At 67.7% G+C, this 24,728-nt stretch carries 28 protein-coding genes; 17 read left to right on the forward strand and 11 right to left on the reverse strand.

Going from position 1 to position 24,728, the window contains the following annotated elements:
* Window positions 1-35: 35 nt before the first annotated feature.
* The 10 genes from HOW07_RS09465 to HOW07_RS09510 all read left to right on the forward strand — a co-directional run bounded on the left by HOW07_RS09465 (window position 36) and on the right by HOW07_RS09510 (window position 7,784).
* Window positions 36-404: a VOC family protein gene (locus tag HOW07_RS09465; RefSeq protein ID WP_175116759.1), complete on the forward strand. Its 369-nt coding sequence runs from the start codon at window positions 36-38 to the stop codon at window positions 402-404.
* A gap of 33 nt (window positions 405-437) precedes the next feature.
* Window positions 438-971 (forward strand): hypothetical protein, encoded by a 534-nt coding sequence (locus HOW07_RS09470; RefSeq protein WP_175116760.1) that lies wholly within the window; start codon window positions 438-440, stop codon window positions 969-971.
* Window positions 972-1,113: 142 nt separating this feature from the next.
* The gene (locus HOW07_RS09475; RefSeq protein ID WP_079000745.1) at window positions 1,114-2,160 is read left to right on the forward strand and encodes an NAD(P)-dependent alcohol dehydrogenase; all 1,047 of its coding nucleotides are present in this window, start codon (window positions 1,114-1,116) and stop codon (window positions 2,158-2,160) included.
* A 191-nt stretch (window positions 2,161-2,351) separates the two neighbouring features.
* Window positions 2,352-3,713: a type III glutamate--ammonia ligase gene (gene glnT / locus HOW07_RS09480; protein ID WP_064295821.1), complete on the forward strand. Its 1,362-nt coding sequence runs from the start codon at window positions 2,352-2,354 to the stop codon at window positions 3,711-3,713.
* 5 nt (window positions 3,714-3,718) lie between these two features.
* The gene (locus tag HOW07_RS09485) at window positions 3,719-4,717 is read left to right on the forward strand and encodes an alpha/beta fold hydrolase (protein WP_175116761.1); all 999 of its coding nucleotides are present in this window, start codon (window positions 3,719-3,721) and stop codon (window positions 4,715-4,717) included.
* Window positions 4,718-4,775: 58 nt separating this feature from the next.
* Window positions 4,776-5,513, forward strand: a complete 738-nt coding sequence (locus HOW07_RS09490) for a TetR/AcrR family transcriptional regulator (RefSeq protein ID WP_175116762.1) — start codon at window positions 4,776-4,778, stop codon at window positions 5,511-5,513.
* Between the two features lie 188 nt (window positions 5,514-5,701).
* A complete protein-coding gene (locus tag HOW07_RS09495; protein ID WP_175116763.1) occupies window positions 5,702-5,914 on the forward strand; it encodes a ribonuclease PH in 213 nt (70 codons plus the stop codon).
* A complete protein-coding gene (locus HOW07_RS09500) occupies window positions 5,899-6,462 on the forward strand; it encodes a hypothetical protein (protein ID WP_175116764.1) in 564 nt (187 codons plus the stop codon). The genes HOW07_RS09495 and HOW07_RS09500 overlap by 16 nt, the downstream gene beginning before the upstream one ends.
* A 116-nt stretch (window positions 6,463-6,578) precedes the next feature.
* The gene (locus HOW07_RS09505; RefSeq protein ID WP_175116765.1) at window positions 6,579-7,061 is read left to right on the forward strand and encodes a hypothetical protein; all 483 of its coding nucleotides are present in this window, start codon (window positions 6,579-6,581) and stop codon (window positions 7,059-7,061) included.
* 60 nt (window positions 7,062-7,121) lie between these two features.
* Window positions 7,122-7,784, forward strand: a complete 663-nt coding sequence (locus tag HOW07_RS09510; RefSeq protein WP_175116766.1) for a hypothetical protein — start codon at window positions 7,122-7,124, stop codon at window positions 7,782-7,784.
* A 285-nt stretch (window positions 7,785-8,069) separates the two neighbouring features.
* Here the strand turns inward: HOW07_RS09510 and HOW07_RS09515 are convergent, their stop codons facing one another.
* From HOW07_RS09515 to HOW07_RS09535, 5 genes are all read right to left on the reverse strand, one after another.
* Entirely contained in the window at window positions 8,070-8,318 is a 249-nt protein-coding gene (locus tag HOW07_RS09515; protein WP_175116767.1) for a hypothetical protein, read from the reverse strand.
* Between the two features lie 129 nt (window positions 8,319-8,447).
* Window positions 8,448-8,729, reverse strand: coding sequence for an STAS-like domain-containing protein (locus HOW07_RS09520; protein ID WP_175116768.1), 282 nt, complete (start codon window positions 8,727-8,729; stop codon window positions 8,448-8,450).
* A complete protein-coding gene (locus HOW07_RS09525) occupies window positions 8,726-9,700 on the reverse strand; it encodes an ATP-binding protein (protein WP_175116769.1) in 975 nt (324 codons plus the stop codon). Before HOW07_RS09525 ends, HOW07_RS09520 begins: the two co-directional genes overlap by 4 nt.
* 352 nt (window positions 9,701-10,052) lie before the next feature.
* The gene (locus HOW07_RS09530) at window positions 10,053-10,403 is read right to left on the reverse strand and encodes a hypothetical protein (RefSeq protein ID WP_175116770.1); all 351 of its coding nucleotides are present in this window, start codon (window positions 10,401-10,403) and stop codon (window positions 10,053-10,055) included.
* 2 nt (window positions 10,404-10,405) lie between these two features.
* On the reverse strand, window positions 10,406-10,870 hold the full coding sequence (locus HOW07_RS09535) for a type II toxin-antitoxin system Phd/YefM family antitoxin (RefSeq protein ID WP_064295825.1): 465 nt from the start codon (window positions 10,868-10,870) through the stop codon (window positions 10,406-10,408).
* Window positions 10,871-11,033: 163 nt separating this feature from the next.
* Between HOW07_RS09535 and HOW07_RS09540 the strand changes: the two genes are divergently transcribed.
* From HOW07_RS09540 to HOW07_RS09565, 6 genes are all read left to right on the forward strand, one after another.
* Complete coding sequence (locus HOW07_RS09540) at window positions 11,034-12,353, forward strand: ammonium transporter (protein ID WP_079000762.1); 1,320 nt, start codon at window positions 11,034-11,036, stop codon at window positions 12,351-12,353.
* 113 nt (window positions 12,354-12,466) lie between these two features.
* Window positions 12,467-13,147, forward strand: a complete 681-nt coding sequence (locus tag HOW07_RS09545) for a DedA family protein (protein ID WP_175116771.1) — start codon at window positions 12,467-12,469, stop codon at window positions 13,145-13,147.
* 5 nt (window positions 13,148-13,152) lie between these two features.
* On the forward strand, window positions 13,153-14,391 hold the full coding sequence (locus HOW07_RS09550; RefSeq protein ID WP_254628271.1) for a sensor histidine kinase: 1,239 nt from the start codon (window positions 13,153-13,155) through the stop codon (window positions 14,389-14,391).
* On the forward strand, window positions 14,388-15,056 hold the full coding sequence (locus HOW07_RS09555; protein WP_175116773.1) for a response regulator transcription factor: 669 nt from the start codon (window positions 14,388-14,390) through the stop codon (window positions 15,054-15,056). Before HOW07_RS09550 ends, HOW07_RS09555 begins: the two co-directional genes overlap by 4 nt.
* A gap of 118 nt (window positions 15,057-15,174) precedes the next feature.
* Window positions 15,175-16,551 (forward strand): acyltransferase, encoded by a 1,377-nt coding sequence (locus HOW07_RS09560; RefSeq protein ID WP_175116774.1) that lies wholly within the window; start codon window positions 15,175-15,177, stop codon window positions 16,549-16,551.
* 9 nt (window positions 16,552-16,560) lie between these two features.
* Window positions 16,561-16,782 (forward strand): hypothetical protein, encoded by a 222-nt coding sequence (locus tag HOW07_RS09565; protein WP_175116775.1) that lies wholly within the window; start codon window positions 16,561-16,563, stop codon window positions 16,780-16,782.
* 33 nt (window positions 16,783-16,815) lie between these two features.
* Here the strand turns inward: HOW07_RS09565 and HOW07_RS09570 are convergent, their stop codons facing one another.
* The 6 genes from HOW07_RS09570 to HOW07_RS09595 form a co-directional block, all read right to left on the reverse strand.
* Entirely contained in the window at window positions 16,816-17,850 is a 1,035-nt protein-coding gene (locus tag HOW07_RS09570) for a CNNM domain-containing protein (RefSeq protein ID WP_175116776.1), read from the reverse strand.
* Window positions 17,847-19,247, reverse strand: coding sequence for a hemolysin family protein (locus HOW07_RS09575; protein ID WP_175116777.1), 1,401 nt, complete (start codon window positions 19,245-19,247; stop codon window positions 17,847-17,849). The genes HOW07_RS09570 and HOW07_RS09575 overlap by 4 nt, the downstream gene beginning before the upstream one ends.
* A gap of 129 nt (window positions 19,248-19,376) precedes the next feature.
* Complete coding sequence (locus HOW07_RS09580; RefSeq protein WP_175116778.1) at window positions 19,377-21,290, reverse strand: FAD-binding monooxygenase; 1,914 nt, start codon at window positions 21,288-21,290, stop codon at window positions 19,377-19,379.
* A 133-nt stretch (window positions 21,291-21,423) separates the two neighbouring features.
* Window positions 21,424-21,957, reverse strand: a complete 534-nt coding sequence (locus HOW07_RS09585; RefSeq protein ID WP_175116779.1) for a hypothetical protein — start codon at window positions 21,955-21,957, stop codon at window positions 21,424-21,426.
* 1 nt (window position 21,958) lies between these two features.
* Window positions 21,959-22,888: a pentapeptide repeat-containing protein gene (locus tag HOW07_RS09590; RefSeq protein ID WP_175116780.1), complete on the reverse strand. Its 930-nt coding sequence runs from the start codon at window positions 22,886-22,888 to the stop codon at window positions 21,959-21,961.
* 172 nt (window positions 22,889-23,060) lie between these two features.
* On the reverse strand, window positions 23,061-23,945 hold the full coding sequence (locus tag HOW07_RS09595; RefSeq protein ID WP_064295834.1) for a hypothetical protein: 885 nt from the start codon (window positions 23,943-23,945) through the stop codon (window positions 23,061-23,063).
* A 109-nt stretch (window positions 23,946-24,054) separates the two neighbouring features.
* On the opposite strand from HOW07_RS09595, the gene HOW07_RS09600 reads away from it, so the two are divergent.
* Window positions 24,055-24,687 (forward strand): Type 1 glutamine amidotransferase-like domain-containing protein, encoded by a 633-nt coding sequence (locus HOW07_RS09600; protein ID WP_175116781.1) that lies wholly within the window; start codon window positions 24,055-24,057, stop codon window positions 24,685-24,687.
* The last annotated feature ends 41 nt before the right edge of the window (window positions 24,688-24,728 follow it).

Raw genomic sequence — 24,728 nt, forward strand, 5'->3', positions numbered from 1 at the left:
TCAGATAACTGACACAATACGATTGGATGCACATCATGCCCGTCACCGGACCGGACTTCATCTCCCTCCAGGTCGCCGACCTCGACGCCTCGCAGGCCTTCTACGAGCAGTACCTCGGCCTCGTCCGCTCGCAGGCCGGCCCGCCGCACGCGGTCGTCTTCGAGGCGACGCCGACCGCCTTCGCCCTGCGCGACATCGTCCCCGGAACCGATCTCGCCTCCGTGCCCCAGCCTGGGATCGGCGCGGCGATCTGGCTGCACGCCACGGACGTCCAGGTGATCCACGACGCCCTCGTCGCCGACGGGCACACGATCGTCTCGGCGCCGATCGACGGCCCGTTCGGTCGCACCTTCACCTTCGCCGACCCGGACGGCTACCAGTTGACCCTCCACGACCGCGCCTGAGCTCGTCCGCGTCCGACCGGTCAGAATGGACGGATGCGACGATCGAGAGTGCACGTGATGGGTGCGAGTGGCAGTGGCGTGACGACGCTCGGGCGGGCGCTCGCCGACCACTGGTCCGTCCCGCACGCCGACGCCGACGACTACTTCTGGGTGCCGACCGACCCGCCCTACGTGACCAAGCGTTCGGACGCGGAGCGGGTGCGGCTCATGCGTGAGCTGTTCGTGCCGCGCGAGGCCTGGGTCCTGTCGGGCTCGATGCCCGGCTGGGGTGACGAGATCGTCGCCGAATGCGACGCGATCGTCTTCGTGACCCTCGACCCGGCGGAACGGCTGCGGCGTCTGGAGGCCCGAGAGATCGAGCGGCGGGCCGGTGAACCGCACGACGACCGTGCGTGGCGGGAGTTCCGAGCCTGGGCGAGTGGCTACGACGACCCTGCGTTCGACGGCCGGAGTCGGGCGTCGCACGAGGCTTGGCTCGCGACGCTGCCGCAACCGGTCCTCCAGGTCGACAGCGGGTTGTCGCGTGCTGAGCTCCTCGATGTCGTCCTGGCCTGGGAACCGTCCTGACGGGTGTCGACGGCCCGGCCTGTCAACGGGGTGCCGGCCGACGGATCGAGGCGCATACTGGAACGGTCAGACTTATCTGACACACGTCGCTTAGTGAGCGACTGCGGCGTGCGGTTCCGACGCTCGAGGAGGATGTCTCACCATGAAGGCACTGCGGTACACGAAGATCGGCTCGGCCCCCGAGGTCGTCGAGATCGAGAAGCCGACACCGGGGCCGGGTGAGATCCTGCTGAAGGTCACCGCCGCCGGTGTCTGCCACTCCGACGACTACGTCATGAGCCTCCCCGAGGAGGACTACCTCGCGCAGCAGTACCCGCTGCCGCTCACGCTCGGACACGAGGGTGCCGGCGTCATCGAGTCGTTCGGTGAGGGTGTCGAGACGGGCCTGCAGATCGGAGACGCGGTCGCCGTCTACGGGCCGTGGGGCTGCGGCCACTGCCTGAACTGTTCGCAGGGCAAGGAGAACTACTGCACGAACGCCGTCGCCGAGGGGATCCGTCCTCCCGGGCTCGGCAGCCAGGGCTCGATGGCCGAGTACATGATCGTCGACGACGTGCGTCACCTGGTGCCGATCGGCGACCTCGACCCCGTGAAGAACGTGTCGCTCACCGACGCGGGCCTCACGCCGTACCACGCGATCAAGCGCAGCCTGCCGAAGCTCGGTGCCGGCACCTTCGCCGTCGTCATCGGATCCGGTGGCCTCGGTCACGTCGGCATCCAGATGCTCAAGGCGCTCTCCGGTGCGACGGTCATCGTCCTCGACGTGAGCGACGAGAAGCTCGAGCTGGCCAAGCACGTCGGTGCCGACGTCACGCTCATCAGCGACGAATCGGCTGCAGGCAAGATCCGCGAGCTGACCGGCGGCATCGGGGTCGACGCCGTGTTCGACTTCGTCGGCGCAGGCCCGACCATCGCCACGGCCACCGCGGTCGCCGCCATGGAGGCCGACGTGACGATCGTGGGCATCGGCGGCGGTTCGGCGACCGTCGGCTTCGGGTCGATCGCCTACGACGCCGCCGTGCGAGTGCCGTACTGGGGTTCGCGGAGCGAGCTCATCGAGGTCTTCGAGCTCGCGAAGGCGGGCAAGGTCGACGTCGAGGTGCAGCCGTACTCGCTCGCCGACGCCCCGAAGGCCTACGAGGACCTGCACGCGGGAACGATCCGCGGGCGTGCGGTCATCGTCCCGTAACCACGCCGCTCGGAACCGGCGTCCGTCGCACTCGCGGCGGGCGCCGGTTCTGTGTTCCAGTGCACCTCGGCACAGCGTTCACACCCTCGAAACACTTTCGACACTGCATCGAAACTCCGCCCGCGCATACTTTCAATACAGTATCGAAATGAGTCGCGGCGAGGGCAGCGACGCAACCGGAGGAGCATCCCATGACCGTCGTCGAGACCGTTACCACCGTGGAGTCCGTCCGCGCCCGCCTGCAGGAGGCCGGCGTCAAGTACGCGATGGCGAGCTTCGTGGACATGCACGGCAGCATCAAGACCAAGTTCGTCCCGCTGTCCCACCTCGAGCGCATGGCCGGGGGATCGGAGCTCTTCACGGGGGCTGCGCTCGACGGCCTCCCGCAGGCGATCAGTGACGAGGAGCTCTCCGCCCGTCCCGACCTCGACAGCGCCGTGCAGTTGCCGTGGCGGAAGGACGTCGCCTTCTTCGCGAGCGACCTCTACACGAAGGGCGAGCCGTTCGAGGCGGCGTCGCGCAACATCCTCAAGCGCCAGCTCGATGCGGCTGCCGAGATGGGCTTCACCTTCAACCTCGGGATCGAGACCGAGTTCTTCGTCCTCAAGGACACCCCGGAGGGTGTGACCGAGGTCAGCGACCGCGACGACCTCGCGAAGCCCTGCTACACGGCGACCGCCGCGCTCGACAACCTCGATTGGCTCACCGAGCTGGTCGAGGCGATGACCGAGATGGGCTGGGGCGTGTACTCGTTCGACCACGAGGACGCCCCGGGGCAGTTCGAGATCGACTTCAACTACTCCGACGCCCTCACCATGGCCGACCGCGCCGTCTTCTTCCGGCTCATGGCCAACGAGATCGTCCGCAAGCACGGTTACTTCGCGACCTTCATGCCGAAGCCCTTCGCCGACCGGAGCGGGTCGGGCGCGCACTTCAACATGTCGCTCGCCGACATCGAGACCGGCGAGAACCTGTTCGAGACCGACGACGACCCACGTGGTTGCGGCATCTCGGAGCTCGGCTACAAGTTCATCGCCGGTGTCCTCAAGCACGCGCCCGCGCTCTCGGCGGTCATCGCGCCGACGGTCAACAGCTACAAGCGGCTCGTGCGTCAGGGCAGCATGTCGGGTTCCACCTGGGCTCCGGTCTTCGTGAGCTACGGCAACAACAACCGGACCAACATGCTGCGCGTGCCGCTCCAGGGCGGGCGCGTGGAGTGCCGGGCTGCGGACATCAGCTGCAACCCGTACCTCGGGGCGGCGCTCATCCTCGCCGCGGGCCTCGAGGGCATCCGTGAGGACCTCGATCCGGGAGCGCCGCACACCGAGAACATGTACGACTACACCGAGGCGCAGGTCGCTCAGCTCGGTATCGGCATGCTGCCGCGCAGCCTCGGTGAGGCGGTCGACGAGTTCGCCACCGACTCGCTGTCGCGTGCCGTGTTCGGCGAGGCGATGTACGACGCGTTCATCGACTACAAGCGCCAGGAGTGGAACGAGTACCAGGCGCACGTGTCGGACTGGGAGACCGCCCGCTACCTGAAGTTCTTCTGATCCCGATGCACCAGGTCCTCGACCTCGGGAGGTTCGCGCTGGAGTCCGGCGCGGACCTCCCGGAGGCGCGACTCGCGTACACGACGCAGGGCGCGCTGAACGCCGACGGTGACAACGCCGTCCTGCTCCCGAGCTACTACACCGGGACGCACGCGAGCTACGAGCCGTGGATCGGGCCGGGCCGCGCGCTCGACCCGGCCCGTTGGTTCATCGTCTCGGTGAACCTGTTCGGCAACGGCGTCTCGACGTCGCCGTCGAACGCGGCTGAGGAGGTGCGCGGTGCCGCGTTCCCCGAGGTCTCGATCGGTGACGACGTCCGTGCGCAACGGCAGCTCGCCGACCACCTCGGTGTCCGCCGCTGGCGGTTGATCGCCGGCTGGTCGATGGGCGCGCTGCAGGCCTACGAGTGGGCGGTGCGGTATCCGGAGTTCGTCGACGCGTTCCTCCCCGTCGCCGGTGCCGCGCGGTGTTCGCCCCACAACGCCGTCTTCCTGGCGGGCGTCGAGGCGGCGCTCCGGGCGGATCCGGCCTTCGACGACGGCCGATACACGACACCGCCGCGGACCGGACTCCGCGCATTCGGGAGGGTCTATGCGGGGTGGGCCTACTCGCAGGCGTTCTTCCGGGACGGCACCTACCGCGAGCTCGGGTACGCCGACGTCGCAGACCTCCTCGAGGACTGGGCGGCCGACCACGAGCGGTGTGACGCGAACGACCTGCTCGCGATGCTGCGCACCTGGCAGCGGGCGGATCCCGGGCAGGGGGTCGAGGGCGGGTTGGCTGCGGCGCTCGGGCGAGTGCGCGCGCGGAGCATCGTCATGCCGTCGTCGACCGACCTCTACTTCACCGTCGAGGACAACGTCCTGGAGTCGGCGATGATGCGTCGGAGCGAGGTGCGGGTGATCGAGTCCGACCTCGGACACGTGGCTGGGCGGCCTGGCGTGCGCGCCGCCGAGACGGCCGTGATCGAGGCGGCCATGCGGGAGCTGCTGGCCGAGGGCTGAGGCGCTGTGCCCGCCCGTAGGATTGGCGGAGGTGTCCGCGAGCAGGGAGTGGTGATCGATGGCCGGCCGCACAGGAGCATCGCCAGGTCGTCCTCGCGCCAGCGGGGTCGCCGCCGAGGATCCTCGTGAGGAGATCATCCAGGTCGCGACCAGGCTGTTCGCGGAGCGCGGGTACGAGCGCACGAGCATGACGATGCTGGCCGAAGCGTGCGGGATGAAGCAGTCCTCGCTCTACTACTGGTTCGCGAACAAGCGCGAGGTGCTCCGGGCGACCGCCGCCTCGAACCGCCAGTCGGTCGGCGCCGCGGAGGCCCTCGGTCCGATCGAGGCCGACGTCCCCGCGAAGCTCTACCGCGTCCTCTACGAGGACGGTGTCGCGATCTGCGAGGCGCCCTTCGACTACAACGAGATCGAGCGGCTCGCGGCGGAGCATCCCGACGACCTCGCGTCGTTCTGGGACGACTACCGCACGCTGTTCACGTTCATCGCCGGACTCATCCGAGACGGCGTCGAGCAGGGGACCCTCGTCCTCGGCGGCAGCGAGACGCCGGAGTGGGCTGCGGCCGCCGCACTCCACGCCAACGAGGGCATGCAGAAGGCCTTCCGCTATGGCTCCGGCGACATCGCCGCCCAGTACCCGCCGGTCGAGGCCGCCGAGGGTGCGAGCGAGACGGACCGCATCAGGGCCTTCGCGCGGCGCACCGCCTCCGCCACCCTGCACAGCCTGTTGGTCGACCGCGCAGCGCTCGCCGACGTCGAGCGGGCTGCGCTCCACCTCGACCTCGCTGCCGGCTAACCCGCCGGAGGCTTGTCTCTGGGTTGGATTTGCACCTGGCCGTCCCCGCGGCGGGACCCCAGGCCCGCGGTGATGACGGTCAGCGCGCTGGCGTCCCGGGAGCGTCCCGACGGTCCGACCCGACCGACTGTCGGGAATCCGTCTAGTTCAACTTGACTTGCTTTGTCTATCTCAGGTAGACTATAGTCATGAAACGGACAGCAGTGCTGAAGAAGCTCAGGGATGCGGCGAAAGCTTGCGGCCTGAGCTACGACGAAAGCGAGCTGAAGAACCACACAGGCATCACGATTGACGGCAAGCGCTCGACCCTCGGTAGGCACAGCGAGATTGATGATGTGACCGCGCGGAAGTTCTTCGACCAGTTCGCGGACCAACTCGGAAAGGGATGGTGGAGGAAGTGACCACATACACAGTCACCGCAGAGCGCACAGCGAAGTGGTGGGTACTGCAGGCGGTGGACGTGCCGGGTGCGATCACGCAGGTGGCACGGCTCGACCAGGCAGACCAGATTAAGGAAGCGATCGCGTTCGTCGCCGGCGTGCCGGAGGAAGAAGTCGAGATCGACGTGCAGCCGGTTCTACCGGAGGAGGCGTCCGAGCACCTCGAACGAGCACGCGAGTTGCGGACCGTCGCGGACTGGGTCGCCCAAGAAGCGACGATCGAGACCCGGATCGCCGCACGTCGGCTCTCCAGCGGGGGTATCTCGATGCGTGACATCGGGATGATCATGGGGGTTTCGCACCAGCGCGCTCACCAGGTCCTGCATGAGCCGGTGCCGGACGAGCACCAGCACCGCGATGGCCTCATCGCTGACCTCACGGTGTGCTCCGCCGATCGCCACAGCAGCACGCACACGGTTGAGGTGAGGATCCTCCGGGTCGAGGACGGTACTCGTGAACCGAGCGGGGCCGAGCTCGCCAATGGAGTGCGCACAGCCCGGCCAGTATAGATAGCACGCGAGAGCGTCGATGGCCATTGTGGTCATCGACGCTTTCGTACACGCCGATGCCTCTTCGTGCAATACAGCCCAGCACCGGAGGTCTCGCGGGTCGGTAGGCTCGCGAGATGACGCCATCGCCGATGCCCGCTGCCGCCGTCGGAGGCGTACCCGACTGGGTGCCGATTGCGGCACTTGCGATCTCGCTACTCGCATTCGGGGCGGCTGTGGTCAACACCTGGGTGAACCTCCGAAGCTGGAGAGACAAACGATCCGTGCATCTCACACTGATTCGGAGTGCAGAGCCGGCCGAGCTCTTTCGAGGAATGAAGGTTGCGAGTGACGCTGCGAAGTGGACGCTTTTCAACGCCGGTGAAGGGTCACTTGTCTCGCCGACGGTGAAACTTCACCTGACAACTGGTCTGCCGAACTATGTCGATTTCGAGGGGCCGTTGCATGGGAAGTCGAGCCTCGACGGGCGGTATCGCTTCGAGATGTTTTGCGGCGACAGCTTGGAGGCCGATCTGTACGGCGCGAAGGGTGAAGCAGAATGGGTCGATTCGCGCGGCAAACGACGGACGGCCCGAGTCGTAATCCAAGGGTCTCGGTAGAATCATTGCGCCGTCTCTGCCTCGCTGTAAGGTGAGCGAAACATCGCAGGAGGCGGCGACATGGCGGTCAGAAGAAGCGGCAGAGATGCCTACTACACGTTCCGAGAATTTGCTCCGCGGGTGCGACTGTTTCAGGACGATCTCGCAGGCTTGATCGAGATGCTGGAGGACAGGGGCGCTCAGCCGCGTCTCATGGCTGGCGAGGACGTCGCGATGGATTCGGCTGCTGACGTGGTCTCGCTGTCTGGCAAGGAACTGCGCGAGCTCAGGATCAAGACGCGGAGCCCCCGCTTCACCATCGAGCTAACCAGCGCACGAACGTTGGTTTCGTCGATCGACGACGACAGCCACGTGTCGTCATTGGGTAATGACATCGTCGCGTTTCTCCGCCGACACGCGGCGAACCCCTGGGAACGAGTGGCGGTCGAGGCCAACAAGATTCCTCGGGCGTTGGCGCTTCTCTCGGCGCTGGCGTTTTTGGTTCCGACCGTTCTGATCGTGTCGGTCGGTGCGCCTGTTTGGAGCTTGGTGCTCACCGTTAGCCCGCTGCTCGGTTCCGCTGGTAGCTCACTGACGGCGTACTCGGGTACTTGGATCACCCGGAAGACTAGAGCTGAGACTTACGTCAGTCGGGCCGAGCGGGGATGGGCCGCCGTTAGGTACGTCAGTACTGCAGTCGCTGGCGTCGTCATTGGTTCCGTCGTGACCGACCTGCTTCCGTGATGACGAGGATCGCTTTGGCGGGTGGGGCCGGCCGCGCGAGTTCAGCGCGGCCAGCCCCGCGAGCATGAGGAGGCAGGCAACGATCGCGCCGGCCATCAGCAACATCGCCTCGTCGTACGTCACGCTGCGGCCTCACGCTCGGCGCGCTTCCGGTCGTCAGTGCGAGCACGAGCTGGAACCAGTCTCGACTCGTCCCTGACCAGTCCGAGACGATGATCCAGAGCTGCGCAGCCACGAGCGCCAGGAAGATGATTGCCGCCACGAGCCACAGCTTGCGGGAACGGGTCATCGCCCGGCTCCGGCATCGGTCCGGGCTGCGTCGAGGGGCGGGCGTTTCGGGAGCCGCCAGGCCTGGACCAGCACGACCGCGCCGAGGACGATCTGCGCAGCACCCAGGATGACCCCGAGCAGATAGCCCTGGCTCTCAGCGCCGGCGGGCAACCTGAATGCGAGTTGTGCAAGGCCGAGGGCCGCCCAAGCCCAGCCCAGGATCAGCCGTGGTGTCTGGTACCGGGGATCGTTCGCCTTGACCATGCGAGGATTCTATGCGGCGGCTTCAGGCCGGCCTACATCCGACTGCGTCCTTCGGCTGACGGCCGTCACGTTCTCTCGGAAGGCGCCTGCGGGAACGCGAACAGTATTAAGTGGTCGTCACCGACTTGTTCACTCAAAGTCATCTTGTGCGTACTCAACTACTATCTCGATGAGTGAACGAACGTTCTCATTGCAGTTCTTGAATTTGATTGATTCCAGGTGGTCTGAATTCTCTCGGACTATGCCTGCGATCAGTGCGTGAATGAACGACTGTGTGGCGAGGTCGACACCGCGGAAGTCCAGCGTCACCTGCTTCTTGCTTGCAAGAGCTGGGCGGATATAGTCATCGCGAATCGACGCTGCGGCGTCTTTGTCTCCAGCGAATTCACCGGTAAGGTCAAAAACTCTCATGAAAACCTCGCCTTATTCCTCTCGCGCTTTGACTTTCGAACGTTCACGTGATACACCTCGCGAATCTCCTTGAGTAGCTCGTTGAAGGCCAGTGTTTCTTTGACCGTGATATCGACACCGACAGCGGTCCCGCTAAATTCAAATGAGAGTTCCCGCCAGCGAACCCGATCATCCTCAAGCTTTGACTTGATGGCAGGTGCCCCGCCCTTCACCCGCTTCTGAGTGAGGAGCTTCATGAGCCTGTCTCCAGTGACCATGACCATGTGATGTCGTGCCAGGGTGCTCATTGCCTTCATGAAGAAGAGTCCAGCGCCGCCATTCGTCTCGTTCCCGCCAAATTGCGCAGTTGTGCCGGTCACGCCAGGTTGAAAGGCGAGCGTGATCGCTGACTGGTGGGTTGTCACTGAATGTGACCGACTGAGTGACTTCCTGACTCCGATTCCGGAATCCGCCACGCCGATAAGCAGACGCCCGGACTTGGTAACTTGAGCAGCCGCGATGGCGCCTCTGTCTTTAGAGCCAGCATGTTCGAGCACATTACGAATCAGCTCGAAAAGGACGTACTTGACGGAATCCGCCTCACCTGGAGTCGCGTGGAGGAGTGGCACGAAGTCCGTCACGAATTTCGTCAAATCGGCATTGTTTGTAATTCGAGTAAGCGGAATGAATCTACCGGATGGGTCGTGTTCTACGACAGGCAGGTCAGTCTCGACGCCCATCATTTTGAAGAGCCCCATGCGCTGGAGGTAGCGTGTGCTGTTGTTGGCGATGAGCCCTTCCACCTTCACCTGCCCGCCATTGGTCCGGCAGTTGTCGGCGAGAGCGGCAATCATACATAGGACGAGTGGGTGAAGTGAGAACAGACCTTGCTTTGGCGCGAAGGTAAGATCCGGTGACTCATCGTCGACGATCATCGTCAAGAATCGCTCCAGGTCGGCCAAGTAAGCCCGGTCAGGCAGTCCAACACGCATGTTTCCCCCTAGTTATCAAACTATAGAGTGACAGAATGGGTTCAAGTTCGCACGCGAATACGCACTAACCGATGGTGGGTGGGTCGCAGGTAGTCGGTAAGCACGTTGGTGAGCTGTTCTGGGCTGGTCTCGGGCGCGATCGGACTCGCAGTGCCTAGTGGCCGATCGGCTTCACCGCGCCGTGGCGGGTCGGGTGGCTGGCGGCGCAGGCGACTTGCTGCAGCCAATCCCCGTAACGGCCTCGACCGGAGCTACGTGGGTGGATACGACCCATTGGTAGGGCATCGTAATTTTTTGCCTCTTCGGCAATGAAAAGGCAAACGTCTGCAGTCTTCTCGTCGACCATGCCGCACTACTTGGTCTCGTTCGGGTGGCTCGTGTGCACCTGCTCCAGGTAGACGGTGCGTCCGTCGACGTAGTACCAGATACGCGCCGTCCCCTTCGCGGTCGGCTTGTGTTGCCAGCGTTCGTGCGTCTGCCCAGCTCGGGTGATGACGCCGAGATCGCCCATGAGTCGGTAATTCGTGAGCGTGGTGTTCAACGGTGTCGAGGTGAGGAAGTCCCAGGTGTCGGCCATGGAGTTCCGAATGGTGGCGACGAGGTCTTGCCACCCGCGGCTGGCCTCGGCGGTCGCGAAGCGTATCTCGTACTGGATCTTCTTCGGCGGGCGCGGAACCAGCGCTCCTCTCTTGGATGCCGCCACGGTCAGGGGCGCTCCACCGGCCCGACCTCGTCGGTCTCGAGCCACACGAGATCGACCGCGCCGAGGCCCGCAGCCAAGGCCGTGGCCGTCTCCTTCCAGGAGGTCAGCCGGGTGATCGCCAGGTGCGGCTGATCGGTCGCGATCGACGCGCGGGCTGCGTCGACCAGGTCTTGCGCGCACGTAGCCCGGTCCGCGTTCGAGAGCGCGAGCATCCAGGGGAACGCCCGGGACATCCGCTCAGCGAGTGTGCCGGTGTCGTCGAGGGTCACGGTGATGAGCTGTGCAGCGAAGTCCAGGAGGTGCGCGCGGGCTTCGGCCTCACGCTGTGACATGAGGACCAGTGGCTCGCCGTCACGTCGGGTCACCGTGACTGGGTGATCGTCGGCCTCGGCGAAGACCTCGGCCGAGTGCTTGCTCAGATCGGAAGAACGGCGGCTGAGTGTCGGGAGGTAGGTCGAAGCGCTCATCCACTCATGGTATTCGGAATGTGTTCGGAAGTCTATGGAGACGCGACGTAACGAACACGAAACGGATTCGATACTGCATTGAAATCGGTCGTCACGACAATTGGATGACCTATTGAAAATGCGGTCGTCCGTTTCGGATCCCGCGCGAACCCTGGAGGTCCGGATGGACACGGCTGCAATCGCGGGCAACACGGCATGGCTCCTGACGGCGGTGGTGGCCGTGGCGCTCATGCTGCCCGGCCTGGCGATGTTCTATGGCGGCATGGTCAGTCGTCGCATCACCATGAACATGATGATGATGATCTTCGCGTCGTTCTGTCTCGTCGGGATCCTCTGGGTCGCGTTCGGCTACTCGATGGTCTTCGGCGACAGTCTCGGTGGCCTCGGACTCGTCGGCGACCCCACCGAGTACCCGGGCCTCGGTCAGTTGCTCGTCGCCCCTGAGGGGAGCGCGCTGCCGCCGCTGGCGCTCGCCGCGCTCCACCTGATGTTCGCCGGTCTCACGATCGGGATCGTCGCCGGAGCGGCCGCCGGTCGGATGAAGTTCAGCGCGTGGATGGTCTTCGCCGGTGTCTGGTCGACGCTCGTCTACTTCCCGGTCGCGCACTGGGTCTTCGCCTTCGACTCCGCCGACGGCAGCGTGCAGGGCGGGTGGCTCGCCAACACGATCGGCTCGATCGACTACGCCGGCAGCACTGCGATCCACGTCAACTCCGGGGTCGCCGCCCTCGCCCTCGCCATCGTCCTGGGCAAGCGGAATGGCTTCCCGTCGCAGCCCAAGGCGCACAGCCTCCCGCTCACGCTCCTCGGCGCCGGCCTGCTCTTCGTCGGCTGGATCGGCTTCGACGGCAGCGCCCTCGGTGCCGCCGACAACAACGCCGCCGTCGCCGTGTTCAACACCGTCGCCGCGACCTGCGCGGGCGTCATCGTCTGGCTCGTCGTCGAGAAGCTGCGCGACGGTCACCCCACCACCCTCGGTGCCTGCTCGGGCGCGATCGCCGCACTCGTCGCCATCACGCCATCCTGCGGTGCGGTCACCCCGCTCGGCTCCCTCGCGATCGGTGCCGCCGCGGCGGTCGTCTGCTACTTCGCGGTGAGCCTCAAGGTCCGCCTCGGCTTCGACGACGCCCTCGACGTCACCGCGCTGCACTTCGTCGGCGGTGTCGTCGGCGGCCTCCTCATCGGTGTCCTCGCTGTGCCGCTCGCGCCGAGCGGTGGAGAGGGGCTCCTCGCGGGCGGTGGCTTCCTGCTCCTGGGCAAGCAGGCGCTCGCGATCGTCGCCGTCTTCGTCTACACCTTCTCCATCACCTGGGTGCTCGCGAAGGTGCTCGACAAGACGATGGGCATCCGTGTCCCGGCCGAGACGGAGGCGCAGGGCCTCGACGTCGTCCTCCACGCCGAGAACGCCTACGAGATCAGCACGCACGAAGCGCTCGCCCCGCGTGGGCACGCCGAACCGACGGTCCCGGCCGTCGTCGACTAGGACCGGCACCGAGGGGGAACGGCACCGACGGCGCCGCAGAACACCACCGGGGTAGGGGGTCCGCGATACCCCAGGGTGATGCTGCGGTGCCGTCCGCTTCGTAGCGTCGGAGCATGGACGTCATCAACGAGCTCATCCTCAACGCAGTGACCTCACCGTGGCTGTACGTGGTGATGTTCGCGACCGCCGTCATCGACGGGTTCTTCCCGCCGATCCCGAGCGAGACGGTGCTCGTCGCCGCGGCGGCCGTCGCGGTCTCGACCGGCGGATCGAACCTCCTGCTCCTCTGCGCCGTCGCGGCCGTGGGCGCGGCGATCGGCGACAACATCGCCTACCTCATCGGACGCGGGGTCGGCACGACGCGCTTCGCGTGGATGCGGCGTCCCCGGATCGCGGCGGCTTTCGATCGGGCAGAGCGGACGCTCGGGCGTCGCGGCGCCCCGCTGATCCTCGGGGCGCGGTACATCCCGGTCGGCCGCGTCGTCGTCAACATGTCCGCCGGTGCCCTCCGATACCCGTGGCGACGGTTCCTGCCGCTCAGTGTCATCGGGGGAGTGACCTGGGCCGCCTACAGCGCGATCATCGGCGTCGTCGCCGGCAAGCTCTTCGAGGACCAGCCGTTCCTCAGTTCCGTGCTCGGTGTGGGCGTCGCGCTCGTCCTCGGTCTGGTCGTCGACCGGGTCGCAGCCGTCCGTCGTCGCCGCCGTGAGCGGTCCGAGGCGGCCAGCGACGGGACGCCGGCGGGATCAGACACCGAGGAACACCCGCCGGCCCTGGCGCTGATGGGACAATGACCCTCATGGATCGGACGGCGCGCGGCACCTCCCGCCGCACCGTCGGATGCTTCGTCCTCGCGGGCGTCGGCGTCGTCCTGCTGAGCGTCCTCGTTCCGATCCAGAGCCTCCTCTACGGCACCGTGCTCCCGGCGTCGTTCCTCCTCGGAGCCGCGGTCTGCGGCGCGCCGCTCCTGTCCGTCGTGCTCCCGCGCGTCGCGATCGTGCTGTTCTCAGCTGCTGCCTTCGTGCTCCCGCTGGTCGCTTCGCCCGACCACGACCCGGTCTGGCCGTGGCCGTGGTCGGTGCCCGCGCTCATCGCCTTCGCCGTGTTCGTCGGCGTCGTCACCTTCCTCCACGGCTGGCTGCTGGGACTCATCCCGTTGCTCGTCGGCATCGCGGGCTCGCTCGTCGCGGCACTCATCCTCCCGTCCGCCGCCGACGCGACCGCCATGGCCGCGGACCTCATCGTCGCGTCCTCCGTCGCGGGGGTGGCGTACCTCGTGGCTCTGCTCATCTCCGGGCGGGTGCGGTTGGGAGAGGAGCTGACTCGTGAGCGCGAGACCTCCGCCGCTGAGCAGTCCCGGCGCGTGCTCGTCGAGGAGCGCACCCGGATCGCCCGCGAGCTCCACGACGTGGTCGCGCACAGCATGTCCGTGATCCAGGTGCAGGCCTCGACGGCGAAGTACCGCGTGCCCGGCCTCGCCGAGGACGCCGCGGCGGAGTTCGACGACATCGCCGCCACCGCTCGGGGCTCGCTCGTCGAGATGCGGCGTCTACTCGGGGTGCTGCGCACCGAGGACCAGATCGCGGAACTCGCGCCGCAACAGGGCCTGGACGACCTTCCGGCACTCGCCGACGGCCTGCGCCGCGTGGGTGCCGACATCACCCTCTCGATGGACCGCGGCGACGAGGGCGCCCTGCCCGTCCCTCCGACCGTGCAGATCGCCGCGTTCCGCATCGTGCAGGAGGCGATGAGCAACGCCGTCCGACACGCGCCGGGCGCGCCCATCGTCGTCGATGTCCGAGTCGGTACGACCGCGGTACAGCTGCGCATCCACAACGGTCCTGCGCAGAGTACGGGGGAGCACGGCGCCGGACACGGCCTCCGCGGCATGCTCGAACGCGCCGCCCTCCTCGACGGCACCCTCGACGCCGGCCCCGACGGCGCAGGCGGCTGGCTCGTGACGGCCGTGCTGCCCACCGGGGAACCGACCTCGACGCCATCCCGCCCCCGATCCAGCTCGACGAAGGACCGCCAGTGACCATCGACGTCCTCATCGCCGACGACCAGGCCATGGTCCGAGCCGGGTTCGCCGCGCTCCTCGACGCCCACGACGGGATCCGGGTGACAGGGCAGGCCGCGAACGGTGCCGAAGCGGTCACGCTGTCGGCGCGACTCGACCCCGACGTCATCCTCATGGACGTCCGCATGCCCGAGCTCGACGGCATCGAGGCGGCGAAGCGCATCCTCGGCCCGGGCTACCCGGCGGCGAAGGTGCCTCGCATCATCATGCTCACCACCTTCGACATCGACGACTACGTCTACGACGCCCTGCAGGCCGGGGCGAGCGGCTTCCTCCTCAAGGACGCGCTGCCCGAGGACCTCGTGCACGCCGTGCGGGTGGTGGCGGCCGGCGACGCACTGCTGGCACCCAGCGTCACCCGGCGGATGATCGCCCAGTTCGCCGCGCAGAAGCCCCATGCCTCGCATGGTGCCGCGCGGCTGGCGGAGCTCACCGAGCGCGAGCGCGAGGTGCTCGTCCTCATCGGCCAGGGGCGGTCGAACAGCGAGATCGCCGCGACCCTGTTCATCGCGGAGCAGACCGTGAAGACCCACGTCGGCAAAGTGCTCGCCAAGGTCGGCGCGCGCGACCGCGTGCAGGCCGTGATCTTCGCCTACGACACCGGACTCGTCGCCCCGTCCTGACCCGGACTCCGCGCGTCGACACCTCACCCTTGGGTACGGGTCACGACGACACCGCCGGGTGATGTGCCCTCGGGTACCGCGTCCGTAACCTCCTCGGACACCACCGAGGAGGACCGACATGGCCATCACCCACGCAGTACGGATCGACGCCGGAACCGATCGCGCCAGACCGGTCCGCACCGGGCTCGATCGCACCCGGGGCGAACGCGACCGCGGCATCGACCTCGTGCGTGCCTGCTGCATCGTCGGGGTCGTCGTCCTGCACGCGATGATGGTCGGCGTGACGGTGACCGCCGCCGGTCCCGTGTTCGAGAACGCGAGCGACGGCACCGCCTGGATCGCCCCGCTCAGTTGGGCTCTACAGGTCATGCCGCTCTTCTTCGTCATCGGCGGGTTCGCCGGCCTGCTCGCGCACCGACGCCACCGGTCGCACGGTGGATCGGCCTCGGCGTTCGTCGCCGCGCGACTCCATCGCCTGTTGCTCCCCGCGGTCGTCACCATCGGCTGCGTGGGAGTAGCCCTCGTGATGCTGACCCTGGCCGGTGTCCCCGCCGACCTCGTCGCCATGGCCGGCTTCCGGTTCGGCCAGCCACTCTGGTTCCTCGGCGTCTTCCTGCTCTGCCAGGCACTGTTGCCTGCGCTCGCCGCCGCCCATGAGCGCGCACCGCTCCGCTCGATCGCGTCGCTCGCCTCCGCGGCCGTGCTGGTCGACGTCCTGCGTGCGGCCACTGGTGTCGACGCCCTCGGATTCATCAACCTCGTCCTCGTCTGGACCGCGCTCCAACAACTCGGGTTCTTCCTGGCCGACGGCTCGATCAGCGCGCTCAGCCGACGTGTCCGGTCGCTCGCCGGTGTCGGGGCGGTCGTCGTCCTCGTCGTCACCTGGTGGACCGGCGTCTACTCGAGTGACCTCATCGCGAACATCAACCCGCCCACCGCGGCGCTGCTCCTCGTCGGCGTCGCCCACACGGCACTGCTGTCGCTCGTCCGCGAGCGACTCACTCGGCTGAGCGAGCATCGCCGGGTAGCGTTCGTCACCGACTTCGTCACCCGTCGCGCCATGACGATCTACCTCTGGCACATGCCGGTGCTCCTCGCCATGGCCGGTGCGTCCGCCGTGTTCGCGCTGACGACCGGCGTCGCCCTCCCCGCGCCGGACAGCCTCGGGTGGTGGCTCGGGAGACCTCTCTGGCTGGGGGTGGCACTGACACTGACCGCGCTGGTCGCGATGGTGTTCGCCCGCGTCGAGGCGGTTTCGACGCCGACGGCGACGCACTCGCGCGGCCGGATCACGGTCGGCGTCCTCCTCGGGCTGGCTGCTGTGGTGCTCCTCCTCGTGGCCGGCACCTCGGTGACCAGCGCGACGCTCGCCGTACTGTCGATCCTCGCCGCGCTGCGCGTATCGCGGTCGTCCTCGCGATCGGAGCGGCCGACGACCCGTCTGCTGCGCTCCGATGCGACAGGTGCGGAGGTCGTCGGAGCGTCCGGCGCATAGGGTGGGCCCATGGAGTTCTGGACCGTGGCGCTCGTCGTCGGTGTCGCATTCGTGGTGCTGTCCGTGCTCGCGCTCGTGCTGAACCATCTTCGGCAGCAACGTGACGCCCGTCGCCGACAGGAACAGTACGGCGACGCGGCTGCGCGGCACGCCGGCGGACGTCGGTCGCAGCGCGGTCGCGTCTCGAAGCCGGGCGCGACGAACCACCAGCAGACGCCCGACAGCTGGTGACGGCGGCGTCGTACGCTCGGTCGAGGTGACGACTCAGTCCTGCGGAGCCGGCAGCGCATCGCTGCCAGGACCCGATCCTGGCAGGATCTCGCGCAGGAGGTCGTCGAGGGTCACAACGCCGAGCAGGCGCGCGCCGTCGACCACGATCGCCAGTTGCACACGAGCTCGTCGCATTCGAGCCAGGGCATCGTGCGCGGAGACGGCCGGTGCCAGCGTGAGTGGGTCGCGAGCGACGTCCGCCGCGGAGGTCCCGGCATCGACGGTGAGGGTGTCGCGAACGTGCACGACGCGGCAGTCCGCTCCGGTTCCGAGCAGGATCCGCAGGTGGCCGGACGTGGCCGCCATCGCCTGCACCTCTGCGACCGGGGCGGTTGCAGGAACCGAAGTGGGTACCCGGTCCGTCTGCACGATGTCCCCGACGGTCAGCGTCCGCAGACCGATCGCACGCACGATCGGTTCCGAATACTGCACGCCCAGCGTGCCGGCGGCTCGTGAGTGCGCGACGAGTTCGCGGATGGTCTCCGCGTCCTGGCCTCCGGCTGCCGCCTTCTCGACCGGCTCGACGCCGGACGCCCGCACGAGGCGGTTGGCCAGATGGTTGATCCACAGCAGGAAAGGACGAAGCGGCCAGGTGAGCGCACGCGCCGCGACCGCGGTGGACTTGGCGGCGACCTCGGGGTGAGCGATCGCCCAGGACTTCGGAGCCATCTCGCCGATCACGAGGTGGAGGAACGTCACCACGATGAGCGCGAGCAGGAACGCGATGACGTCCGCGAGCACCGCGGGGAGCCCCCACTGGGCGAGCACGGGGGAGAGCGCATAGTCGATCGCGGGCTTGGTGATCGCGCCGAGTAGGAACGTGCAGGCGGTGATGCCCAGTTGCGCGAAGGCGAGCATGACGGTGAGCTCGTTCATCCCCCGCAGCGCGGCGCGTGCGGCGACGCTCCGGCCCGCTTCCGCTTCGAGACGGTGTCGCCGGGCCGCGAGGAGGGCGAACTCGACGATGACGAAGAAGGCGCTCGCAATGATGAGCACCGTCGTGATGATCGTGACCAGCCACCAGCTCATCGGGTGGCCTCCTCATCGAGGATCGTGACTGCGCCTCGGTCCTGGTCGAGCTCCGTCTCGATCAGGTGTACCGCCACCCGCGAGGGTACGAGGCGTTCGACCTCGACGACCTCGACGGCGAGCGTCCGCTGCACCTGGCGACCTTCCAGAGCCTCCGATGGTCGCTCGGGGAGGAGGATCCGCACGACGGAACCGACCTCGAGGAGGTCGCCGTGTGTGCTGATGGCGAGACCGGCGATGGTCTCGGCGTCCTCTCGCGGGAGGTCGTGGCCGATGACGCGCTCGACCTCGTCCAGGTGGATGTCGCCCGGCAGCGTCCACCTCCCGGACCCGAGCTCGGCGACGCCGACGGTTTCGGAGTCGTGTTCATCGGTGATCTCGCCGATGACCTCCTCCGTCAGATCCTCGACCGTGAGGATGCCATCGAAGTTGCCGTACTCGTCGACGACGCACGCGAGTTCGTTGCGGGTCCGCCGCATGCGTTCCAACGCGACCGGGAGCAGCATCGCCGTCGGGAGGACCACGGCCGGGCGCATCACGCTCGACACCAGGGTGTCGTCCGCACGGGGTTCGCGGAGGAGGTCGATCAGCTCGACGACGCCGAGTGGCGTGTCCTCGTCGCCGACGACCGGGTAGCGCGTGTGCCCGGTGCTCATGAGCGCGCGGACCTCACCCACCGTCGTGTCGGGCGGGACCGAATCGACACGGGAACGCGGCACCATCGCATGCTCGACATCGCGCTGCGGGAAGTCGAGGATGCGGTCGATGACGAGGGAGAGTTCGTCGGATAGGTCTCCGCTCGCGCGGGACTCGGCCACGATCGACTCGAGGTCCTTGGCGGTGGCGCTCTCGTCGACGTCTTCAAGCGGTTCGATGCGGAGCGCTCGAAGGAGGGCGTTCGCAGCCTTGTCGAACACGGTGATGAGCCCGCCGAAGACGAGGAGGTAGATGCGCGTCGGCACGGCGAGCGCGCGGGCCAACGGTTCGGGGTTCGCGATCGCGAGGTTCTTCGGGTACAACTCACCGAAGACCATCGTCACGACCGTGGCGAGGAGGAGCGCGCCGCTGGTGCCGATGAGGACCGAGACGACCGGGTCGATGCCCGCTCCCCCGAGCAGCGTGCCCACCGAAGCGCCGATGAGCGGCTCGGCCACATAGCCGATCAGCAGACCGGTGACCGTGATGCCCAACTGGGCACCTGAGAGCATGAAGGACGTGCGCTTGGTGATCGCGAGGACCCGCTTCGCCTGCGTGTCACCCTTCTCGGCCTGGACCGCCGTCCGCGCCCGGTCGACCGACATGTACGCGAACTCCTGGGCGACGAAGAATCCGCACGCCGCGATGATCACCGCGGTCAGGACGATGCCGACGACGAGTGTCAGCGTCGCTTCGAGCATCCTGATTCACCCCCTCGACGTGCGAGGGGGATCGATGATCGACCCTCCTGGTCGGTGGAGGTGCGATGTCGGCTCACGGGGGTTCTCTCTCGTGGGTCACTGGGAAGTGCCCACGAGGTTATCCATCCATCATTTGACGGAGCTGTGAGCGGTCATCGTCGTCTGCCGTCCCATCACGCCGTCGAAGAACGCCGCGAGCTCCGCGGTGGCCGTGAGCGGGAGCACATGGGCGACGTACTGGTCCGGCCGCACGACGACGACGGCACCCGCTCGGTCGACGCCGCGCTCGGCGAAGATGTCGACGTCGGGATGGCGGGCGTAGACGTTCTCGTAGTCGATGAGGTCGAAGGGGCCGACGCGCGGCAGGAACACCGGCGGAACGGCGCCGAGGTCGATGTCGGTGTGGCGCTGCTGGTAGACGATCTTCACGTCGAACCAGTCGTCGGCCCGCACGCCGTCGGGCACCGCGCGGAGCGGTGACTCCGGTGCGTCCTGCAGCCAGGCGGCGAGCTCGGCCGATCGGCCCGACGCTGGCGAAGCGGCGTCCGCGAAGACGTAGATCCGCCACCGGCCGTCGGCCGTGGCGTGGTGTCCGAGGTGGATGTGGTTGGCGTCCGCGACACGGGAGGTGAGGGCGGACTTGAACCGCTTGCCGATCGGGAAGCCACCCGCGAGGTGCTGGTGGGTCGCCTCGCCGACGATCGCCGACGGGCCGTACTCGGTCATGAAGCCGGCCGGGAACTCCGCCGTCCGCACGTAGAAGTCGGCGAGCTCGGAGGGGTCCTCGAACTCCTCCGGCCGCTTGGCCATGAGGCTCGACCACTCGCGGTCGAAGTCGATGAGCTCCCGGGCCACGACCTGACGCTCGGCCGAATACGTCGCCAGCAGGCTCTCGGGACTCCGACCCTCGAGCACGTGGCCGAGCTTCCACGCCAGGTTGAAGCCGTCCTGCATCGACACGTTCATCCCCTGCCCGGCCTTCGCGCTGTGGGTGTGGCAGGCGTCTCCGGTGATGAAGACACGCGGCGTGCGCGAGCCGAGTTCGTCGATCGGGACGTCGTCGAAGCGGTCCGTCAGGCGATGGCCGACCTCGTAGACGCTGTGCCAGGCGACATGCTTCACGTCGAGCCGGTAGGGACTCAGGATCGTGTTCGCGTGGTCGATGATCTGCTCGATCGAGGTCGACCGCACGGCTTCGCTTCCGCCGGACGGCACCTCGCCGAGATCGACGTACATGCGGAAGAGGTGTCCACCCTCGCGGGGGATGAGCAGGATGCTGCCGCCGGAACCCGACTGGATGGCGCACTTCGTGCGGATGTCGGGGAAGTCGGTGACGGCGAGGGCGTCCATGACGCCCCACGCGTGGTTCGCCTGGTCACCGGCCAAGGTGCACCCGATCGCCTGGCGGACGGCACTCCGGGCGCCATCGGCTCCGATGACGTACTTCGCGCGGACGGTCCTGGTCGCGCCGGAGGACTCGTCGCTCGTGTCCAGCAGCGTGACCGCGACGGGGTGCTCCGCATCGTCGTCGATCTCGAGTCCCTGGAACGCCCACCCGTAGTCGGGGCGCATCCGGGTCGGGGCGTTCGCCATGTACTCGGCGAAGTAGTCGAGCACGCGGGCCTGGTTCACGATGAGGTGCGGGTACTCGCTGACGCCGGTGGTGTCGTCGAGTGGTCGGGCGCCGCGGACGATCCGACCCGGGTCCTCGGCGTCGGGCTGCCAGAACGCCATCTCGGTGATGCGATAGGCCTCGGCGGTGATGCGCTCGGCGAAGCCGAAGGCGTCGAAGGTCTCGACGCTGCGCGCCTGGATGCCGTCCGCCTGGCCGATGGCGAGGCGTCCCGGTCGGCGCTCGACGATACGGGTGGTGATGGTCGGGAAGCGGGACAGCTGGGCGGCCGCGATCATGCCCGCCGGCCCGCTGCCGACGATGAGGACGTCCATTTCGTCCGGGAGCTCGTCGGGTCGATCGACCCCGACGCCCGCTGCAGGCAGCACCCGCGGATCACCGGAGACATAGCCGTGGTGGTGGAACTGCATCGATTCCTCACTTCATCGTCAAGAATTCGATAATGGAACAGGCTGTTCGCTTATCGCACGGCAGACACTACCCTGCACCGGCGCACGGTGGAAGACCGTTCGCCGGTGCAGGTGCAGCTCGAGTCGCGGGAGCTCAGTCCTTCGTCGCCCAGGTGCCGAGGTCCTTGACCTCGATGACCGTGGGCAGGGCGTCCTCCTCGCCGAGGAAGGCTTGGCAGGCGACGAGCGGGGCGTCGGGGGACACCCCCGCCGTCGCATTACCGTCCGGGGTGCAGTCGAACTGGCCCACGACCTGGATCGGCTGGTAGGTGCCCTTGCCCCTGAGCTTCCATTCGTCCGTCGTCGGCACCGGGAGGGCGGATCGGTCGGCGTCCTTGATGTCGCCGTCCGTCAGCGTGACCGAATAGGTGACGAAGTACGGAGTCTTCCCCTCATCCGACGGGCTCGACTGGACACCCATGTCGGCGAGGTCGCTGAGCTTCCCCTCCCGGACGTCGTCGATGGCGAACGACATCTCGACGCCCGTCCCGACCTCGACCGCCACGCCCGTGCCGAGAGCCAGGGCGTCGTCGGGTGCCTGCGGCGGACTCGAGCACCCGGTGAGGGTGATCCCGGCGGTCGCTGCGACGAGGGCGGTCAGGGCGATGGTGCGGCGCATGCGGATCATGTCATCGACGGTATCGGGGATGGGTGCTCGAGGCCCACGGGGACAACTCCCCATCCGTCGGGGAGGCGGGCAAGGGCCCAGTCCAGTGACCCGGTCGGTCGAGGGCGGTCGGTACGAGCGTCGCCTCGTCACCTCGGGCCGCGTTGAGCTGCATCTGGGTGAGGAACAGGGCGTCCGAGAGGTCGGCCCCGTCGAGTCGTGCACCGCGGAGATCGGCACCGAGCAGGTCCACGCCTGCCAGGTCCGCTCCGCGGAGGTCTGCGCCGATCAGGACCGCACCGCGCAGGTCGGCTCCGCACAGTCGACGAGCATGCAGGTCGCGGCCAGCCAGGTCTGCCGAGGGATGGAGGTCGTCGTCCGGCGCGGTGTCGGCGCCGGCCAGGTACCCGCCCCGCGCCTCCTCGCTGACGTCGATCAGCAGGTGCCGGACCTCGGCGCGGAGGGAATCGACGTCGCAGGCGAGCACCTCGGAGGTCCCACCGTCGAGCGTCCGCTGGATCCCGGTACGGAGCCGGCTGATGTGCGCCATCAGGTCTGACGCGGTCGTTCGCTCGGCGGCTTCGACGAGGTACCAGCGCATCTCCTGCAGCTGGCGCACCACGGAGAACGTGGCGAACATCTCGGCGCTCGTGTCGGGGCGTTCCCGCCAACTCGTGCCGCCGAAGAGCTCCTGCGAGACGAGCTGGCCCGCGCCGAAGCAGTCGAAGACGGTGCACCCGCGGAATCCTCTCGGACGCAGGGATTCGTGGATGGTGCAGGAGAAGTCGTCCGCCAGATTGTGGCAGGGCGTTCCCACTGGTTTGTCGATCGGGAAGTCGGTCGATCGTTGGAACCCGAAGGCGGTGCAGCAGAGCGCGAAGCAGTCAGCGCAGTTCGCGCGAAGCGCCGAGCGGCCGTCGGAGGGGGTGGAAGAAGCGTCGATGGACGTCATACGTGGGTGTTCTTTCCGGAGTGGTTTCGAGTGGGGGCCGGGGTACAGGGGAACTCCGCAGGGAGCTCCCGTTCCGGGCGCACGAAATCACCGCCCCTCGTTGGAGGAGCGAACGGGTGTCGCTGAAAGGCCTCTGGGTCACAGAGCGGAAGAACGGTTCACTGCGTTCAGGCTACCCCGCCCGATTGTGCACGTGCCAGGCTGCGACGCAGTCCTGCATCGGCAGGCCGACGGCGAGGTAGACGGTGCGATCGTGCGCGGACCGGGCGATCCGCTCACCCCGGAGCACCAGGCTGATCGGCGTGGTCGGTCGCTGCAGGATCGGCTCGACGAGGGCTGGGTCGTCGGCGTAGCGGGTCGCACCCGCCAGCGTCTCCTCGGGAAGCTCGCGTTTGCCGGGTTCGTCCATGCCGAGCACCGTGATGTGCTCGCAGGCCGCGAGCGCCGCGGCTTCGGCGACCGGCCGGCGTCCCCAGGTCGCGGTCATCGCCGAGGTCGCCGTCGTCAACGCCTGCTCGACCGTCGCCGCGACCGTCGAGCCCTCGCCCAGCTCGGCCCGTAGCGACTCGGCTCGGGCGGCATCCGGGTCGTGGATCCGGAATCCGACCGAGGGGCGTCGACGCTGCAAGGCTCGCGCGAAGGTCGCCCCTTGGACGCCGGCTCCGATGATCGCCACCGGTCCCGGTGTCGCGGCTGCGGTCAGGTGGTCGTGGACGTACGCGGCACTGAGCGCGGTTCGTTGGGCCGTGAGCCAGCCACTGTCCATGATCGACAACAGGGCGCCGTCGGGCAGGCGGTGGAGCAGGATGGTCCCGTGCACGGCCTCGCGTGCGGTCGGGTTCTTCGCATGGACCTTCACCGTGTAGGCCGGGATGCCCTCGTGGCGACCGGGCACGAGGACCATGGCCGTGAGGTCGTCGTTGATCGGGACGCGGATGCGTTGCGGTGCACCCTCGCCCGTGTACGAGCGGAGTGCTGCACCGAGTTCCTCGGTGAGCTGCTCGACGTCCACGGCGGCGCGGACCTGTTCCCGGTCCAGGACCTGCGGTGATGTCATACGTCCACTCCAGCACAGCCAGGGGAGCCGGTCCAATCCCGCGCATTCGCGGTGATGGTGGTACAGGCCCGCGAGCGGCCGTGTCGGCGGTATCTTCTAGCGTGTCTCCGTGAAGATCCTCCTGCTGTCCCGCCAACCGGGCGCCATGGCGCCGTTCCTCGCCGAGTCGACCGATGCGGCGGGTCGTCGGCTGCGACTCGGGTACGTCGACGACGCACAGGTGGCGTTCGCCGAGGCTCCCTTCGTCCGCGCCGAGCGCGAGTCGGTGGAGTCCCTCGGCCACGAGGTCGTCCGGGTCACCGTCCGCGAGACCGCGCCTGCCGACCTCGACCGCACGCTGGCGGACCTGGACGCGGTCTACGTCGCGAGTGGAAGCACCTTCGCCCTGCTCGAGGCGTTGCGGATCTCCGGGAACGACACGGTGATCACCAGGCACGTGCGGGCGGGCCTGCCGTACATCGGTTCCAGCGCCGGATCGATTATCGCCGGACCGGACGCCACCCCAGCCTCGCTCCTGGACGACCCTGCCGACGGCCCGACACTCACCGGATTCGCCGGGCTCGCGCTGGACGACCGAACGGTGATCCCGCACGCCGACGGCCAGTTGCCGCCGTACCCGCCGGAGCTCATCAGCCGGACGCTGGAGCAGTATGCCGACGACTACCCGCTGGTCCCGCTCCGCGACGATCAGGCCCTGCTGATCGACGGAGCGACGGCGACGGTGATCCCGTCGAGTCCGTGAGGGTATCGCGCGGCGTCGGATCGGGATGCTCGATCGGGTTG

It is taken from the genome of Plantibacter sp. MCCC 1A11337 (assembly GCF_013349365.1).
GTDB classification, from domain to species: domain Bacteria; phylum Actinomycetota; class Actinomycetes; order Actinomycetales; family Microbacteriaceae; genus Plantibacter; species Plantibacter flavus_A.

Excerpts from the sequence above, each read along its gene's own strand:
- HOW07_RS09465 (WP_175116759.1), top strand. The coding sequence starts at position 36 with ATGCCCGTCACCGGACCGGACTTCATCTCCCTCCAGGTCGCCGACCTC.
- HOW07_RS09470 (WP_175116760.1), top strand. The coding sequence starts at position 438 with ATGCGACGATCGAGAGTGCACGTGATGGGTGCGAGTGGCAGTGGCGTG.
- HOW07_RS09475 (WP_079000745.1), top strand. The coding sequence starts at position 1,114 with ATGAAGGCACTGCGGTACACGAAGATCGGCTCGGCCCCCGAGGTCGTC.
- glnT (WP_064295821.1), top strand. The coding sequence starts at position 2,352 with ATGACCGTCGTCGAGACCGTTACCACCGTGGAGTCCGTCCGCGCCCGC.
- HOW07_RS09485 (WP_175116761.1), top strand. The coding sequence starts at position 3,719 with ATGCACCAGGTCCTCGACCTCGGGAGGTTCGCGCTGGAGTCCGGCGCG.
- HOW07_RS09490 (WP_175116762.1), top strand. The coding sequence starts at position 4,776 with ATGGCCGGCCGCACAGGAGCATCGCCAGGTCGTCCTCGCGCCAGCGGG.
- HOW07_RS09495 (WP_175116763.1), top strand. The coding sequence starts at position 5,702 with ATGAAACGGACAGCAGTGCTGAAGAAGCTCAGGGATGCGGCGAAAGCT.
- HOW07_RS09500 (WP_175116764.1), top strand. The coding sequence starts at position 5,899 with ATGGTGGAGGAAGTGACCACATACACAGTCACCGCAGAGCGCACAGCG.
- HOW07_RS09505 (WP_175116765.1), top strand. The coding sequence starts at position 6,579 with ATGACGCCATCGCCGATGCCCGCTGCCGCCGTCGGAGGCGTACCCGAC.
- HOW07_RS09510 (WP_175116766.1), top strand. The coding sequence starts at position 7,122 with ATGGCGGTCAGAAGAAGCGGCAGAGATGCCTACTACACGTTCCGAGAA.
- HOW07_RS09515 (WP_175116767.1), bottom strand. The coding sequence starts at position 8,318 with ATGGTCAAGGCGAACGATCCCCGGTACCAGACACCACGGCTGATCCTG.
- HOW07_RS09520 (WP_175116768.1), bottom strand. The coding sequence starts at position 8,729 with ATGAGAGTTTTTGACCTTACCGGTGAATTCGCTGGAGACAAAGACGCC.
- HOW07_RS09525 (WP_175116769.1), bottom strand. The coding sequence starts at position 9,700 with ATGCGTGTTGGACTGCCTGACCGGGCTTACTTGGCCGACCTGGAGCGA.
- HOW07_RS09535 (WP_064295825.1), bottom strand. The coding sequence starts at position 10,870 with ATGAGCGCTTCGACCTACCTCCCGACACTCAGCCGCCGTTCTTCCGAT.
- HOW07_RS09540 (WP_079000762.1), top strand. The coding sequence starts at position 11,034 with ATGGACACGGCTGCAATCGCGGGCAACACGGCATGGCTCCTGACGGCG.
- HOW07_RS09545 (WP_175116771.1), top strand. The coding sequence starts at position 12,467 with ATGGACGTCATCAACGAGCTCATCCTCAACGCAGTGACCTCACCGTGG.
- HOW07_RS09550 (WP_254628271.1), top strand. The coding sequence starts at position 13,153 with ATGGATCGGACGGCGCGCGGCACCTCCCGCCGCACCGTCGGATGCTTC.
- HOW07_RS09560 (WP_175116774.1), top strand. The coding sequence starts at position 15,175 with ATGGCCATCACCCACGCAGTACGGATCGACGCCGGAACCGATCGCGCC.
- HOW07_RS09565 (WP_175116775.1), top strand. The coding sequence starts at position 16,561 with ATGGAGTTCTGGACCGTGGCGCTCGTCGTCGGTGTCGCATTCGTGGTG.
- HOW07_RS09570 (WP_175116776.1), bottom strand. The coding sequence starts at position 17,850 with ATGAGCTGGTGGCTGGTCACGATCATCACGACGGTGCTCATCATTGCG.
- HOW07_RS09575 (WP_175116777.1), bottom strand. The coding sequence starts at position 19,247 with ATGCTCGAAGCGACGCTGACACTCGTCGTCGGCATCGTCCTGACCGCG.
- HOW07_RS09580 (WP_175116778.1), bottom strand. The coding sequence starts at position 21,290 with ATGCAGTTCCACCACCACGGCTATGTCTCCGGTGATCCGCGGGTGCTG.
- HOW07_RS09585 (WP_175116779.1), bottom strand. The coding sequence starts at position 21,957 with ATGATCCGCATGCGCCGCACCATCGCCCTGACCGCCCTCGTCGCAGCG.
- HOW07_RS09590 (WP_175116780.1), bottom strand. The coding sequence starts at position 22,888 with ATGACGTCCATCGACGCTTCTTCCACCCCCTCCGACGGCCGCTCGGCG.
- HOW07_RS09595 (WP_064295834.1), bottom strand. The coding sequence starts at position 23,945 with ATGACATCACCGCAGGTCCTGGACCGGGAACAGGTCCGCGCCGCCGTG.